Source organism: Herbaspirillum sp. VT-16-41 (genome assembly GCF_001994935.1).
GTDB classification, from domain to species: Bacteria; Pseudomonadota; Gammaproteobacteria; order Burkholderiales; family Burkholderiaceae_D; genus Herbaspirillum; species Herbaspirillum frisingense.
In genome coordinates this window covers 45,683-58,799 of sequence record NZ_MUXB01000019.1, presented here as the reverse complement: position 1 = coordinate 58,799, position 13,117 = coordinate 45,683, and the positions used below count along the sequence as shown (strand labels likewise).

At 59.2% G+C, this 13,117-nt stretch carries 17 protein-coding genes and 3 tRNA genes; all 20 read left to right on the top strand.

Annotation, left to right across the window (positions count from 1 at the left end):
* Positions 1 to 194: 194 nt before the first annotated feature.
* Entirely contained in the window at positions 195 to 1,982 is a 1,788-nt protein-coding gene (gene ptsP / locus BTM36_RS01720) for a phosphoenolpyruvate--protein phosphotransferase (protein ID WP_077234963.1), read from the top strand.
* 337 nt (positions 1,983 to 2,319) lie between these two features.
* Positions 2,320 to 3,459, top strand: coding sequence for a homoserine O-acetyltransferase (locus BTM36_RS01715; RefSeq protein ID WP_077234962.1), 1,140 nt, complete (start codon positions 2,320 to 2,322; stop codon positions 3,457 to 3,459).
* A complete protein-coding gene (metW, locus tag BTM36_RS01710; protein ID WP_006713312.1) occupies positions 3,456 to 4,058 on the top strand; it encodes a methionine biosynthesis protein MetW in 603 nt (200 codons plus the stop codon). Before BTM36_RS01715 ends, metW begins: the two co-directional genes overlap by 4 nt.
* Before the next feature lie 104 nt (positions 4,059 to 4,162).
* Positions 4,163 to 5,425 carry an AmpG family muropeptide MFS transporter gene (locus BTM36_RS01705; protein WP_077234961.1) on the top strand — a complete coding sequence of 421 codons (1,263 nt, stop codon included), beginning with the start codon at positions 4,163 to 4,165 and terminating at the stop codon, positions 5,423 to 5,425.
* Between the two features lie 128 nt (positions 5,426 to 5,553).
* A tRNA-Tyr gene (locus BTM36_RS01700) sits at positions 5,554 to 5,639 on the top strand.
* A gap of 80 nt (positions 5,640 to 5,719) precedes the next feature.
* Positions 5,720 to 5,793 (top strand) — tRNA-Gly (locus BTM36_RS01695).
* 46 nt (positions 5,794 to 5,839) lie between these two features.
* Positions 5,840 to 5,914 (top strand) — tRNA-Thr (locus BTM36_RS01690).
* 80 nt (positions 5,915 to 5,994) lie between these two features.
* Positions 5,995 to 7,185 (top strand): elongation factor Tu, encoded by a 1,191-nt coding sequence (tuf, locus tag BTM36_RS01685; protein ID WP_077234960.1) that lies wholly within the window; start codon positions 5,995 to 5,997, stop codon positions 7,183 to 7,185.
* Positions 7,186 to 7,287: 102 nt separating this feature from the next.
* Positions 7,288 to 7,605: a 30S ribosomal protein S10 gene (gene rpsJ, locus BTM36_RS01680; protein ID WP_006464935.1), complete on the top strand. Its 318-nt coding sequence runs from the start codon at positions 7,288 to 7,290 to the stop codon at positions 7,603 to 7,605.
* A gap of 172 nt (positions 7,606 to 7,777) precedes the next feature.
* On the top strand, positions 7,778 to 8,434 hold the full coding sequence (gene rplC, locus BTM36_RS01675; protein WP_006464934.1) for a 50S ribosomal protein L3: 657 nt from the start codon (positions 7,778 to 7,780) through the stop codon (positions 8,432 to 8,434).
* A 3-nt stretch (positions 8,435 to 8,437) separates the two neighbouring features.
* Entirely contained in the window at positions 8,438 to 9,058 is a 621-nt protein-coding gene (rplD, locus tag BTM36_RS01670; RefSeq protein ID WP_006464933.1) for a 50S ribosomal protein L4, read from the top strand.
* Positions 9,055 to 9,372 (top strand): 50S ribosomal protein L23, encoded by a 318-nt coding sequence (rplW, locus tag BTM36_RS01665; protein WP_006464932.1) that lies wholly within the window; start codon positions 9,055 to 9,057, stop codon positions 9,370 to 9,372. Before rplD ends, rplW begins: the two co-directional genes overlap by 4 nt.
* Entirely contained in the window at positions 9,372 to 10,199 is an 828-nt protein-coding gene (rplB, locus tag BTM36_RS01660) for a 50S ribosomal protein L2 (RefSeq protein ID WP_006464931.1), read from the top strand. Before rplW ends, rplB begins: the two co-directional genes overlap by 1 nt.
* A 10-nt stretch (positions 10,200 to 10,209) precedes the next feature.
* Positions 10,210 to 10,485, top strand: a complete 276-nt coding sequence (gene rpsS / locus BTM36_RS01655) for a 30S ribosomal protein S19 (protein WP_006464930.1) — start codon at positions 10,210 to 10,212, stop codon at positions 10,483 to 10,485.
* Between the two features lie 6 nt (positions 10,486 to 10,491).
* Positions 10,492 to 10,824 carry a 50S ribosomal protein L22 gene (gene rplV / locus BTM36_RS01650; RefSeq protein ID WP_008334132.1) on the top strand — a complete coding sequence of 111 codons (333 nt, stop codon included), beginning with the start codon at positions 10,492 to 10,494 and terminating at the stop codon, positions 10,822 to 10,824.
* A 9-nt stretch (positions 10,825 to 10,833) separates the two neighbouring features.
* Positions 10,834 to 11,652, top strand: coding sequence for a 30S ribosomal protein S3 (gene rpsC, locus BTM36_RS01645; protein WP_006464928.1), 819 nt, complete (start codon positions 10,834 to 10,836; stop codon positions 11,650 to 11,652).
* A gap of 2 nt (positions 11,653 to 11,654) precedes the next feature.
* Positions 11,655 to 12,074, top strand: a complete 420-nt coding sequence (gene rplP / locus BTM36_RS01640; protein ID WP_006464927.1) for a 50S ribosomal protein L16 — start codon at positions 11,655 to 11,657, stop codon at positions 12,072 to 12,074.
* A gap of 13 nt (positions 12,075 to 12,087) precedes the next feature.
* Positions 12,088 to 12,282, top strand: coding sequence for a 50S ribosomal protein L29 (rpmC, locus tag BTM36_RS01635; RefSeq protein ID WP_006464926.1), 195 nt, complete (start codon positions 12,088 to 12,090; stop codon positions 12,280 to 12,282).
* Entirely contained in the window at positions 12,279 to 12,551 is a 273-nt protein-coding gene (rpsQ, locus tag BTM36_RS01630) for a 30S ribosomal protein S17 (RefSeq protein ID WP_006464925.1), read from the top strand. Before rpmC ends, rpsQ begins: the two co-directional genes overlap by 4 nt.
* Positions 12,552 to 12,747: 196 nt before the next feature.
* A complete protein-coding gene (gene rplN / locus BTM36_RS01625) occupies positions 12,748 to 13,116 on the top strand; it encodes a 50S ribosomal protein L14 (protein ID WP_006464924.1) in 369 nt (122 codons plus the stop codon).
* Position 13,117 lies beyond the last annotated feature (1 nt).

Below are 13,117 nucleotides of genomic sequence, written 5' to 3'. Positions count from 1 at the left end.
CTTCTTGCGATGTGAGGATCGTCACGTACATGTTGCGTGACGTGAAACAATATTCACCCCAGCTGCCTGTCACCCCACCCCGCCGCGATGTCCCCGGTCGCGATTGCCAAACCGCTATTTGTTCGGTAACTTGCTCCAGGCTACCGCGCGCTGGCAACACGGCGGAATATAAGAACACAGGCAGGAGATACGCGATGGCTTCTTTCAGCTTACATGGAATCGCGGTGTCGCAAGGCATCGCCATCGGACGCGCGCACTTGATGGCGCCGGCCGCACTGGACGTCAAACATTACCTGGTCGCGGCCGACCAGGTCGAAGCCGAGATCGCGCGCCTGAAGGGCGCCGTCAAGGCAGTGCACCAGGAACTGCACACCATCCGTTCGGAACTGCCCAAGGATGCGCCGCCGGAACTGGGCGCCTTCATCGACGTGCATTCGCTGATCCTGTCGGACCCGATGCTTGCCGAAGTGCCGCAGGACATCATCCGTCACCGCTACTACAACGCCGAATGGGCGCTGGTCACCCAGATCGAGGAATTGTCGGCCCAGTTCGACGAAATCGAGGACCCCTACCTGCGCGAGCGCAAGGCCGACATCCAGCAGGTGGGCGAGCGCATCCTCAAGGTCATGACCGGTAGCGCCAACCCTCTTCCTCCCACTGGTGAGGCCGCGGCCAACATCATCGTGGTGGCGCACGACATCTCGCCGGCCGACATGCTGCAGTTCCGCGGGAATGCCTTTGCCGGATTCGTCACCGACCTGGGCGGGCCCAATTCGCATACCGCCATCGTCGCCCGCAGCCTGGCCATTCCGGCGGCCGTGGGCATGCATAACGCCTCGGTACTGGTCAAGCACGATGACGTGCTCATCATCGATGGCGATGCGGGCGTGGTCATCGTCGATCCCTCGCCGCTGGTCCTGGCGCAGTACCGTGCCCGCCAGGAGCGCCTGCTGCGCGAGCGCAAGAAGCTCTCGCGCCTGAAGAAGACTCCCGCCATCACCCAGGATGGCGAACCCATCACGCTGCTGGCCAACATCGAATTGCCGGGCGATGCCGCGCCGGCCTTCGAGGCGGGGGCCATGGGCATCGGTCTGTTCCGCTCCGAGTTCCTGTTCATGGGGCGCGCCGGGCATCTGGAGAAATTCCCTTCCGAGGATGAACAGTGCGAGTCATACAAGCAGGTCGTCATCGCCATGAAGGGGCGGCCGGTCACCATCCGTACGCTCGACGTGGGGGCCGACAAGCCGCTGGACGAGGATGAGGAAACCGCCCTGAACCCGGCCCTGGGTCTGCGCGCCATCCGCTATTGCCTGTCCGAGCCGCAGATGTTCCTCACGCAGTTGCGCGCCATCCTGCGTGCTTCCGCGTATGGGCCGATCAAGCTGCTCATCCCGATGATGGCGCATGCCTTCGAGATCGACCAGACGTTGACGATGATCGAGCAGGCCAAGCAGCAGTTGCGCGATCGCAAGCAGAAGTTCGATGAGGACATCCCGGTGGGCGCCATGATCGAGATTCCGGCGGCGGCGCTGGCACTGCCCCTGTTCATCAAGCGCCTGGACTTCCTTTCCATCGGGACCAATGACCTGATCCAGTACACGCTGGCCATCGACCGCGTCGACCACGAAGTGGCGCATCTCTATGACCCGCTGCATCCGGCAGTGCTGTTCCTGCTCTCTACGGTGATTGCCCAGGGGCGCAAGGCCGGCATTCCGGTGTCGGTCTGTGGTGAAATGGCGGGCGACCTGAAATGGACGCGCCTGTTGCTGGGCATGGGCCTGCTGGAATTTTCCATGCATCCCTCGCAGATCCTGTCGGTGAAGAACGAGATCCTCAACAGCGATCTGCGTCTGCTGGAACCACAAGTCAAGAAGGTCTTGCGCGCCTCCGAACCGTCCGCCATCAGCGCGGCCATGGCGCAACTGCAGGCCCTGCACGCAGAAGTGCCGGCGGTCGAAGCCAAGGTGGCAAGGCGACGCTGAGCTGCGCCGCGTTGGCCGGGCAGGGTCGTTTGACGGGCCTGCCCGACTTGGGTATTCTTACGCCACTGCGCCGATTTGAACGGTTTGACCAACTTCAGCTTGCGGGCGCCGGGATCCTGATCCCATCTAAATGCGGCTAAAGCGAGCTTGGATCAGCAGTTCTTCCCAAGACCAGCCCCAGCCCCATCGATGAGTGAGCCCGCAAGCATTGCTTCCGGGCTTTTTTGTTGCCCGTGACCAGCGCTCCGAAGACGGGCTCCAGCTCATTCCGGCGAAGCGACCGCCAGCCCTGATCCACAAGGATCGCCTGGCGCCGAGTCACTTACGCAGAAACATCATGTCGATCGGAATCGTATCGCCCCAGGTCATGCATTTCGACCAGCCCCTGCCGCTACAGAGCGGCGCCGCGCTGGCCGATTACTCGCTGACCTATGAAACCTACGGCACCCTCAATGCCGACAAATCCAATGCCGTGCTGGTGTGCCACGCGCTCAATGCGTCCCACCATGTGGCCGGCGTCTATGCCGACGACCCCGACAACGTCGGCTGGTGGGACAACATGGTCGGCCCCGGCAAGTCGCTCGATACCGACCGCTTCTTCGTCATCGGCGTGAACAACCTGGGGTCCTGTTTCGGCTCCACCGGCCCCATGCACCCCAATCCGGCCACCGGCCAGCCCTACGGCGCCGATTTTCCGGTGGTGACGGTGGAAGACTGGGTCAATGCCCAGGCACGCCTGGCGGACCGTCTGGGCATCGATTGCTTTGCCGCCGTCATGGGCGGCTCGCTGGGCGGCATGCAGGCGCTGGCCTGGAGCATGATGTACCCGGATCGCCTGCGTCATTGCCTGGTGATCGCCTCTACCCCCAAGCTGTCGGCCCAGAACATTGCCTTCAACGACGTGGCGCGTCAGGCCATCCTGACCGATCCGCAATACCATGGCGGCGATTTCTATGCGCATGGCATGGTACCCAAGAACGGTCTGCGGGTGGCGCGCATGGTGGGTCACATCACCTACCTCTCGGATGACGACATGGCCGAGAAATTCGGCCGCGACCTGCGCTCCGGCCAGTACCAGTTCGGCTACGGCGTGGACTTCGAGATCGAGTCCTACCTGCGTTACCAGGGCGACAAGTTCTCTACCTACTTCGACGCCAATACCTATCTGCTGATCACCAAGGCGCTGGACTACTTCGACCCGGCGCGTGAATTCGGCGGCGACCTGGCCAAGGCCTTCGCCCGCACACGGGCCAGGTTCCTGCTGGTGTCCTTCACCACCGACTGGCGTTTCTCGCCGGAACGCAGCCGCGAGATGGTGCAGGCGCTGGTGGCCAACAAACGCCGCGTGAGCTATGCCGAAATCGACGCGCCGCACGGGCATGACGCTTTCTTGCTCGATGATGCGCGCTACATGAAGGTGGTGCGCGAATACTACGCCAGCATCTGGACCGAACTGCAGCAGGAGGGCCGCGCATGACTTTCGAACAATTGAGCGCGTTGCGCCCCGATCTGGCCTTCATCGCCCACTGGGTGCGTGAGAAGTCGCAGGTGCTGGACCTGGGCTGTGGCGATGGCGTGATGCTGGATTATTTGCAGACCGACAAGGGCTGTTCCGGCTATGGGGTGGAGATCGATGATGCGCAGATTCCCAAATGCGTGGCGCGCGACGTCTCGGTGATCCAGCAGGACTTGAATGGCGGCCTGGCCATGTTCGAGGACAATGCCTTCGATACCGTGCTGTGCCTGTCGGCACTGCAGATGGTCAAGGACGTGGAAGGCACGTTGCGCGAGATCGCCCGGGTCGGGCGTGAGGTGACGGTGTCCTTCCCCAATTTCGCCTACTGGCCGCACCGGGTGGCGCTCTTGCGGGGGCGCATGCCGGTCTCCAGAAGCCTTCCCTACCAGTGGTATGATACGCCGAACCTGCGCTGCGCCACGATCAGGGACTTCGAGGCGCTGGCCAACCAGGTCGGGCTGGAAGTGCTGGAGTGTGTGGCCTTGAAGGACGGCAAGCCGGTACGCTACCTGCCCAACTGGCGCGGCAGCCTGGCTGTGTTCAGGTTGCGCAAGAAATAAGCGCTCAGCTTCACATGCCTTGCAGACGCCGGTCCGGCAGCGCCCCATCGCTGGCCTCCGGCGTTTTTTCTTTCATATCCCGCGTTTTTCGAGCCGACCCGCCCATGACTGCACCCGCCGCTTCCTGGCACCAATACCTGAACCGGCGCATGCTGATCTGCGTCTTCCTCGGCTTCACTTCCGGCCTTCCGCTGTTCATTCTGTTGAGCCTGCTGCAGGCGTGGCTGGCCAAGTCCGGTCTGAACGTGAAGACCCTCGGGCTGTTCGCGCTGGTGATGTTCCCCTACACCTGGAAGTTCGTCTGGTCGCCGCTGATGGACCGCTTCCACTTCGGTGGCATGGGCCGGCGACGCGGGTGGATGGTGTTCACGCAGTTGCTGCTGTTCCTCGCCATCGGCGGCATGGGCATGCTGGACCCGCTGACCGATGTCAGCACGATTGCCTTCATGGCTTCGGTGGTGGCTTTCCTCTCGGCCAGCCAGGACATCGCCATCGATGCCTACCGGCGTGAAATCCTGCCCGAGGCCGAACTGGGCCTGGGCAGCGCCATCCACGTCAACGCCTACAAGCTCTCCGGCATGGTGCCGGGTGCGCTCTCGCTGGTGCTGGCCGACCAGATGCCGTGGTCCACCGTGTTCTGGATCACTGCCGCCTTCATGCTGCCGGGCCTGCTGTGCTCGCTGCTGGTGAAGGAGCCCAAGGTCTATGGGACGCCGCCCAAGAGCCTCTATGAAGCCGTGGTGCTGCCTTTCCGCGAATTCATCGCCCGTGGCGGCTGGGGCAATGCGCTCTGGGTGCTGGGCTTCATCTTCCTCTACAAGCTGGGCGACAGCATGGCCACGGCGCTGGCCACCAAGTTCTACATCGATCTGGGCTTCTCGATGACCGAGATCGGCGTCGTTTCCAAGACCACCAGTCTGTGGGCCAGCGTGGCCGGCGGCATCATCGGTGGCATCTGGATGGTGCGGCTGGGCATCAATCGTGGTCTGTGGGTGTTTGGCGTGCTGCAGGCGGTACCTATCCTGGGCTTTGCCTGGCTGGCCCATGTCGGCGCCAGCCTGCCGGTGCTGGCCGTGGTGATCGGGCTGGAGGCCTTCGGCGTCGGCCTGGGAACCACGGCCTTCGTCGCCTATATCATGCGCGAGACCGATCCACGCTATACCGCCACCCAGTTCGCGCTGTTCACCAGTTTGATGGCCGTACCCCGGACTTTCGTCAATTCTTCGGTCGGTTATATCGTCGCTGACACCGGCTGGTTAAATTTTTTTCTGATTTGCTTCGTTCTGGCCTTGCCTGGAATGCTGATGTTGCCTAGAATTGCGCCCTGGAATGAAAAGCCGGTTGAGTCGCAGACACAAAAAGCCTGAAGATTCGAAAAAACGTCGCGGGTCGTTCCTCTGAGCAATATCCGGCAGTTGATAAAATATTTAGCCCTGAAGCGAAAATATAGTTGACAGTCCAAAGATGTTCCTCTATAGTTTTGAGTTCCCTGCACGGAGAGGTGGCCGAGTGGTTAATGGCAGCAGACTGTAAATCTGCCCTCTTACGAGTACGCTGGTTCGAATCCAGCCCTCTCCACCATTAGGCCGGGAGTCAAAGCAGTCCTGCAGTACATACGCGATCGAAAGACGCGGCGGTTGTGAAGTGAAAGTTGTTTCCTCGCGGGTGTAGCTCAATGGTAGAGCTGAAGCCTTCCAAGCTTAAGACGAGGGTTCGATTCCCTTCACCCGCTCCAAGTTTTGGTCCGGTTGCATGTTTGGTTGTTGTGCAGTCGGAAAAATGCCCTTGTAGCTCAGTGGTAGAGCACTCCCTTGGTAAGGGAGAGGCCACGTGTTCAATCCACGTCAAGGGCACCAGTTTCTCGTCGTATCGCTGACAAGTCAGTAATCAGTCGGGCGTGTTGCCTGGACATTCTCATCAAATCTAGGAGTCTAAGATGGCAAAAGGCAAGTTTGAACGGACCAAGCCGCACGTGAACGTCGGCACCATCGGTCACGTTGACCACGGCAAGACCACCCTGACCGCTGCAATCGCAACCGTTCTGTCGAAGAAGTTCGGCGGCGAAGCGAAGGCATACGACCAGATCGACGCAGCGCCTGAAGAAAAGGCCCGCGGCATCACCATCAACACCGCGCACGTCGAATACGAAACCGCAAACCGTCACTACGCCCACGTTGACTGCCCAGGCCACGCCGACTATGTGAAGAACATGATCACCGGCGCTGCGCAGATGGACGGCGCGATCCTGGTGTGCTCGGCCGCTGACGGCCCGATGCCCCAGACCCGTGAACACATCCTGCTGTCCCGTCAGGTCGGCGTTCCTTACATCATCGTCTTCCTGAACAAGGCTGACATGGTGGACGACGAAGAACTGCTGGAACTGGTGGAAATGGAAGTCCGTGAACTGCTGTCGAAGTACGAGTTCCCTGGCGACGACCTGCCCATCGTGAAGGGTTCGGCCAAGCTGGCGCTGGAAGGCGACACCGGTCCCCTGGGCGAGCAAGCGATCATGGCCCTGGCTGAAGCGCTGGACACCTACATCCCGACCCCGGAACGTGCTGTTGACGGTACCTTCCTGATGCCGGTGGAAGACGTGTTCTCGATCTCTGGCCGTGGCACTGTGGTGACCGGTCGCGTTGAGCGCGGCATCGTCAAGGTCGGCGAAGAAATCGAAATCGTCGGTATCGCCGACACCCAGAAGACCACCTGCACCGGCGTGGAAATGTTCCGCAAGCTGCTGGACCAAGGTCAAGCTGGCGACAACGTTGGCGTTCTGCTGCGTGGTACCAAGCGTGAAGACGTGCAACGTGGCCAGGTTCTGGCCAAGCCGGGTTCGATCAAGCCGCACAAGCATTTCACCGGCGAGATCTATGTTCTGTCGAAGGATGAAGGCGGTCGTCACACTCCGTTCTTCAACAACTACCGTCCGCAGTTCTACTTCCGTACCACTGACGTGACCGGTGCGATCGAACTGCCGAAGGACAAGGAAATGGTCATGCCGGGCGACAACGTGTCGATCACCGTGCAACTGATCAACCCGATCGCCATGGAAGAAGGTCTGCGTTTCGCTATCCGTGAAGGCGGTCGTACCGTCGGCGCCGGCGTCGTCGCCAAGATCTTCGACTAATCGTCGAATCGCAGTAGTAGCAAGGCAACAAGCAACACTAGTCGCATTTTTAACATCGCCGGGGATGATCCCCATCCCCGGTTCGTTCTTTAAAGGAAAATCATGTCGGTTCCTAGCCAAAAAATCCGTATCCGTCTGAAAGCTTTCGACTATCGTCTGATCGACCAGTCCGCTCTGGAAATCGTTGACACCGCCAAGCGTACCGGCGCTGTCGTCAAGGGCCCGGTTCCCCTGCCGACCCGCATCCAGCGCTTCGACGTCCTGCGTTCGCCGCACGTCAACAAGACTTCCCGCGATCAGTTCGAAATCCGTACCCATCAGCGCCTGATGGATATCGTCGATCCGACCGACAAGACGGTTGACGCATTGATGAAGCTGGACCTGCCCGCTGGCGTTGATGTCGAAATCAAGCTGCAGTAATTGCAGTCATCAGCAGGTGTAGTGTTGGAAAAGCGCACAACCTCGGTTGTGCGCTTTTCTTTTAGGGGCTATAATACTCGGCTTCGATGTGGGTTTTGCGTCCGCAAAGCCTGCAATTTATGGTAGTACGAACATCAGCCCCGCCCAATCGCAGGCGGGAATGGAGAAAACAATGAGCCTGGGCCTTGTTGGTCGCAAGGTTGGTATGATGCGCATCTTCACGGAAGATGGGGATTCGATCCCTGTGACCGTGCTGGACGTGTCCAACAACCGCGTGACACAAATCAAAACGCCTGAAGTGGATGGTTATTCCGCTGTTCAGGTGACCTTCGGTCAACGCCGCGCTTCGCGCGTGGTGAAAGCCGCCGCCGGCCACTTCGCCAAAGCTGGCGTCGAGGCAGGTACTGTCCTCAAAGAATTCCGTGTTGACGCTTCCAAGGCTGCCGAACTGAAGGCAGGCGACGTCGTTGGCATCGGCATGTTTGAAGCTGGCCAGAAAGTCGACGTGCAAGGCGTGTCGATCGGTAAGGGCTACGCCGGTACCATCAAGCGTTACAACTTCGCATCGGGTCGCGCGACCCACGGTAACTCCCGCTCGCACAACGTTCCTGGCTCCATCGGTATGGCGCAGGATCCGGGCCGCGTGTTCCCCGGCAAGCGCATGACCGGTCATCTGGGTGATGTCAAGACCACCGTCCAGAACCTGGAAATCGCCCGTGTGGACGCAGAGCGTCAATTGCTGTTGGTGAAGGGTGCCGTTCCCGGCGCCAAGAACGGTCAAGTGATCGTTTCGCCGGCAGTCAAAGTCAAAGCGAAGAAGGGGGCTTAATCAATGGAACTGAAGCTCCTGAATGACCAAGGTCAAGCTGCTTCGAACGTCGCTGCACCGGATACCATTTTCGGTCGTGACTACAACGAAGCCCTGATCCACCAGGTCGTGGTTGCCTACCAAGCTAACGCTCGTAGCGGCAATCGCAAGCAAAAGGATCGTGAAGAAGTCAGCCACACCACCAAGAAGCCGTGGCGTCAAAAGGGTACTGGCCGTGCACGTGCCGGTATGTCCTCGTCGCCTCTGTGGCGCGGTGGTGGTCGTATCTTCCCGAACTCGCCTGACGAAAACTTCACCCACAAGGTCAACAAGAAGATGTATCGCGCAGGTGTCTGCTCGATCCTGTCCCAGTTGGCACGTGAAGGCCGCCTGTCGGTCGTGGAAGAATTCGCCGTCGAAGCCCCGAAGACCAAGCTGCTGGCCCAAAAGCTGAAGGGCATGGGCATGGAATCGGTGCTGGTTATTACCGACAGCCTGGACGAAAAGCTGCTGCTGGCCTCGCGCAATCTGCCGGGCGTGCTGGTGGTCGAGCCGCGTCAAGCTGATCCCGTGTCGCTGGTGTACTTCAAGAATGTCTTGATCACCAAGCCGGCTCTGGCAAAGATTGAGGAGTTGCTGGCATGAACGCAATCGTGAAACATAGCGAAGAGCGCCTGATGAAGGTGCTGCTGGCACCGGTGATCTCCGAAAAGGCAACTTTCGTCGCCGAGAAGAACGAGCAAGTCGTCTTCCTGGTCGCCAAGGATGCTACCAAGCTGGAAGTCAAGGCCGCCGTCGAACTGCTGTTCAAGGTGGAAGTGGAATCGGTGCAAGTCGCCAACCGTCAGGGCAAGCAGAAGCGCTCGCGCAACGGTATGGGCCGCCGCAACCACACCCGCCGTGCTTTCGTCAGCCTGAAGCCGGGTCAAGAAATCAACTTCACCGAGGAGGCTAAATAATGGCACTCGTAAAAGTGAAGCCGACCTCGCCCGGTCGGCGCGGCATGGTCAAGGTCGTCAATCCCGACCTGTACAAGGGCCGTCCGCTGGCATCGCTGGTCGAAAAGAAGTCCAAGACCGCCGGCCGTAACAACAACGGTCACATCACCACCCGCCACATCGGCGGTGGTCACAAGCAGCACTACCGTGTTGTCGACTTCCGTCGCAACAAGGATGGCATTCCTGCCAAGGTCGAGCGTATCGAATACGACCCGAACCGTACCGCGCACATCGCACTGCTGTGCTACGCGGACGGCGAGCGCAAGTACATCATCGCTCCCAAGGGCGTGTCGGTTGGCGATCAGCTGATCAGCGGTTCTGAAGCTCCGATCAAGTCGGGCAACACCCTGCCGATCCGCAACATCCCAGTCGGTACCACCATCCACTGCGTGGAAATGCTGCCGGGCAAGGGTGCTCAAATCGCCCGTACCGCCGGTGCCGCTGTCGTGCTGATGGCACGCGAAGGTACCTACGCTCAGGTTCGCCTGCGCTCCGGTGAAGTGCGTCGCGTTCACATCGAATGCCGCGCCACCATCGGTGAAGTCGGTAACGGCGAGCACAACCTGCGCAAGATCGGTAAGGCCGGTGCAACCCGTTGGCGCGGTGTGCGTCCGACCGTTCGTGGCGTTGTCATGAACCCGGTGGATCACCCGCACGGTGGTGGTGAAGGCAAGACCGCCGCTGGCCGTCACCCGGTTTCGCCGTGGGGCCAGCAGACCAAGGGCAAGAAGACTCGTAGCAACAAGCGTACGACTTCGATGATTGTCTCGCGTCGCGGCAAGAAATAAAGGATAAAACATGACACGTTCATTGAAAAAAGGTCCTTTCTGCGACGCCCACCTGGTGAAAAAGGTTGAGGCTGCCCAGGCTACCAAGGACAAGAAGCCGATCAAGACCTGGTCGCGTCGTTCGACCATCATGCCCGACTTCATCGGTCTGACCATCGCCGTGCACAACGGCAAGGCACACGTGCCTGTCTATGTGTCGGAAAACATGGTTGGTCACAAGCTCGGCGAATTCGCGCTGACCCGTACTTTCAAGGGTCACGCTGCCGATAAGAAGGCTAAGAAATAAGGTCCTATGATGGAAACTAAAGCTACTCTGCGCGGTGTGCACCTGTCGGCCCAGAAAGGCCGCCTGGTTGCAGACCTGATCCGCGGTAAAAAAGTTGATCAGGCACTGAATATCTTGGCCTTCAGCCCCAAGAAGGGCGCGGTCATCATCAAGAAGGTTCTGGAGTCCGCAATCGCGAACGCCGAGCACAACGATGGTGCCGACATTGACGAGCTGAAAGTCAAGACCATTTATGTGGAAAAGGGTGCGGTCCTGAAGCGCTTCACAGCGCGTGCAAAGGGCCGTGGTGATCGTATTTCCAAGCAGTCGTGTCACATCTACGTGACCGTCGGAAACTAAGGAGTCACGATGGGACAGAAGATTCATCCAACCGGTTTCCGTCTGGCGGTTACACGTAACTGGGGCTCGCGTTGGTATGCAGGCAACAACAACTTTGCCGACATGCTCAACGAGGACCTGAAGGTCCGTGCTTACCTGAAGAAGAAGCTGAAGAACGCCTCGGTCGGCCGTGTGGTCATCGAGCGTCCGGCCAAGAATGCCCGCATCACCATTTACAGCTCCCGTCCGGGCGTTGTGATTGGCAAGAAGGGTGAAGACATCGAAGTGCTGAAGTCGGCACTGGCCAAGCTGATGGGCGTGCCCGTGCACGTCAACATCGAAGAAATCCGCAAGCCGGAAGCCGATGCTCAGCTGATCGCTGACTCGATCTGCCAGCAGCTGGAAAAGCGCATCATGTTCCGTCGCGCCATGAAGCGTGCGATGCAGAACGCCATGCGTCTGGGCGCCCAAGGCATCAAGATCATGTCGTCGGGTCGTCTGAACGGCATCGAAATCGCACGTACCGAATGGTACCGTGAAGGCCGTGTGCCCCTGCACACCCTGCGCGCCGATATCGACTATGGCTTCGGCGAAGCTGAAACCACCTACGGCATCATCGGTGTGAAGGTGTGGGTCTACAAGGGCGATCGCCTGGCAAACGGCGAAGCGCCGGTGCTGGTCGGTGAACCGGAAGACGACAAGAAGCGTCGTGGTCCTCGTCGTGACGACGGCAAGCCGGGTGCACGTCCCCGCTCCAAGACTGGTGCTCCTGGCGCCGGTGCAAAGCGTGGCGGTGGTCGTCCTCAAGCTGCCGATGCCGGTGTGTCGGCTGAGAAAGCAGGAGAATAATCATGCTGCAACCAGCACGTAGAAAATATCGTAAAGAACAAAAAGGTCGTAACACCGGCATTTCGCACACCCGCGGAACCGCCGTCTCGTTCGGCGATTTTGGTCTGAAGGCAGTCGGCCGCGGCCGTATCACTGCTCGTCAGATCGAAGCTGCTCGTCGCGCGATGACCCGTCACATCAAGCGCGGTGGTCGTATCTGGATCCGCGTTTTCCCGGACAAGCCAATCTCCCAGAAGCCTGCTGAAGTGCGTATGGGTAACGGTAAGGGCAATCCGGAGTACTACGTGGCTGAAATCCAGCCGGGTAAGGTACTGTACGAGATGGACGGTGTGGACGAAACCCTGGCTCGCGAGGCGTTCCGTTTGGCTGCTGCCAAATTGCCGCTTGCGACGACTTTCGTTGTTCGCCAAGTCGGTCAATAATTAGGAGCGGAACATGAAAGCATCGGAACTCCGCGGTAAGGACAAGGCAGGGCTGGAAAAGGAACTGGGCGAGCTGTTGAAGGCCCAGTTCAGCCTGCGCATGCAAATTGCGACCCAGCAACTGAACAATACCGCACAGCTGAAGAAGGTACGTCGCGACATCGCACGTGTGAAAACTGTGATCAACTCGAAGGATGGCCAACAATGAACGATCAAGTGAAACAAGCGCTCAAGCGCACGCTGATTGGCAAAGTTGTGTCGGACAAGATGGACAAGACCGTCACTGTCGAAATCGAGCGTCAAATGAAGCACCCGCTGTACGGCAAGATCATCAAGCGCACCAAGAAGTACCATGCGCATGATGAGCAAAACTCGGCGAAGGCCGGCGATGTGGTGGAAATCACCGAAAGCCGTCCGATCTCCAAGACGAAGTCGTGGACTGTGACCCGTGTGGTGCAGGAAGCACAAATCGTCTAAGTAGTAAATGTAGTACTTGCGTGCTCGATATTATGCTGCCATAATATCGAGCTCTTTCTTTGTAAGCATAAGCCTGCAAAGAGAGGCTCAAGAGTAGCTCTATTCGTCCCCTAACTAGCGAGTTCGCTTGCTAACAGGACCAAGACTGACCGCCAGCGCATCGTGCGAAGCGGATTAAGTTGGGAAAGAAAATATCATGATTCAAACTGAAAGCCGGCTCGAAGTGGCCGACAACACTGGTGCGCGCGAAGTTCTGTGCATCAAGGTCTTGGGTGGTTCCAAGCGCCGCTATGCGGGCATTGGCGATGTGATCAAGGTTACTGTCAAGAGCGCAGCACCGCGTGGTCGCGTCAAGAAGGGTGAAATTTATAACGCTGTCGTCGTTCGCACCGCCAAGGGCGTGCGTCGTCAGGATGGTTCGCTGGTCAAGTTCGATGGTAATGCTGCCGTCCTGCTGAACGCAAAGCTGGAGCCCATCGGCACCCGTATCTTTGGGCCGGTGACTCGTGAGCTGCGTACAGAGCGCTTCATGAAGATCGTCTCCCTGGCACCTGAAGTTCTGTAAG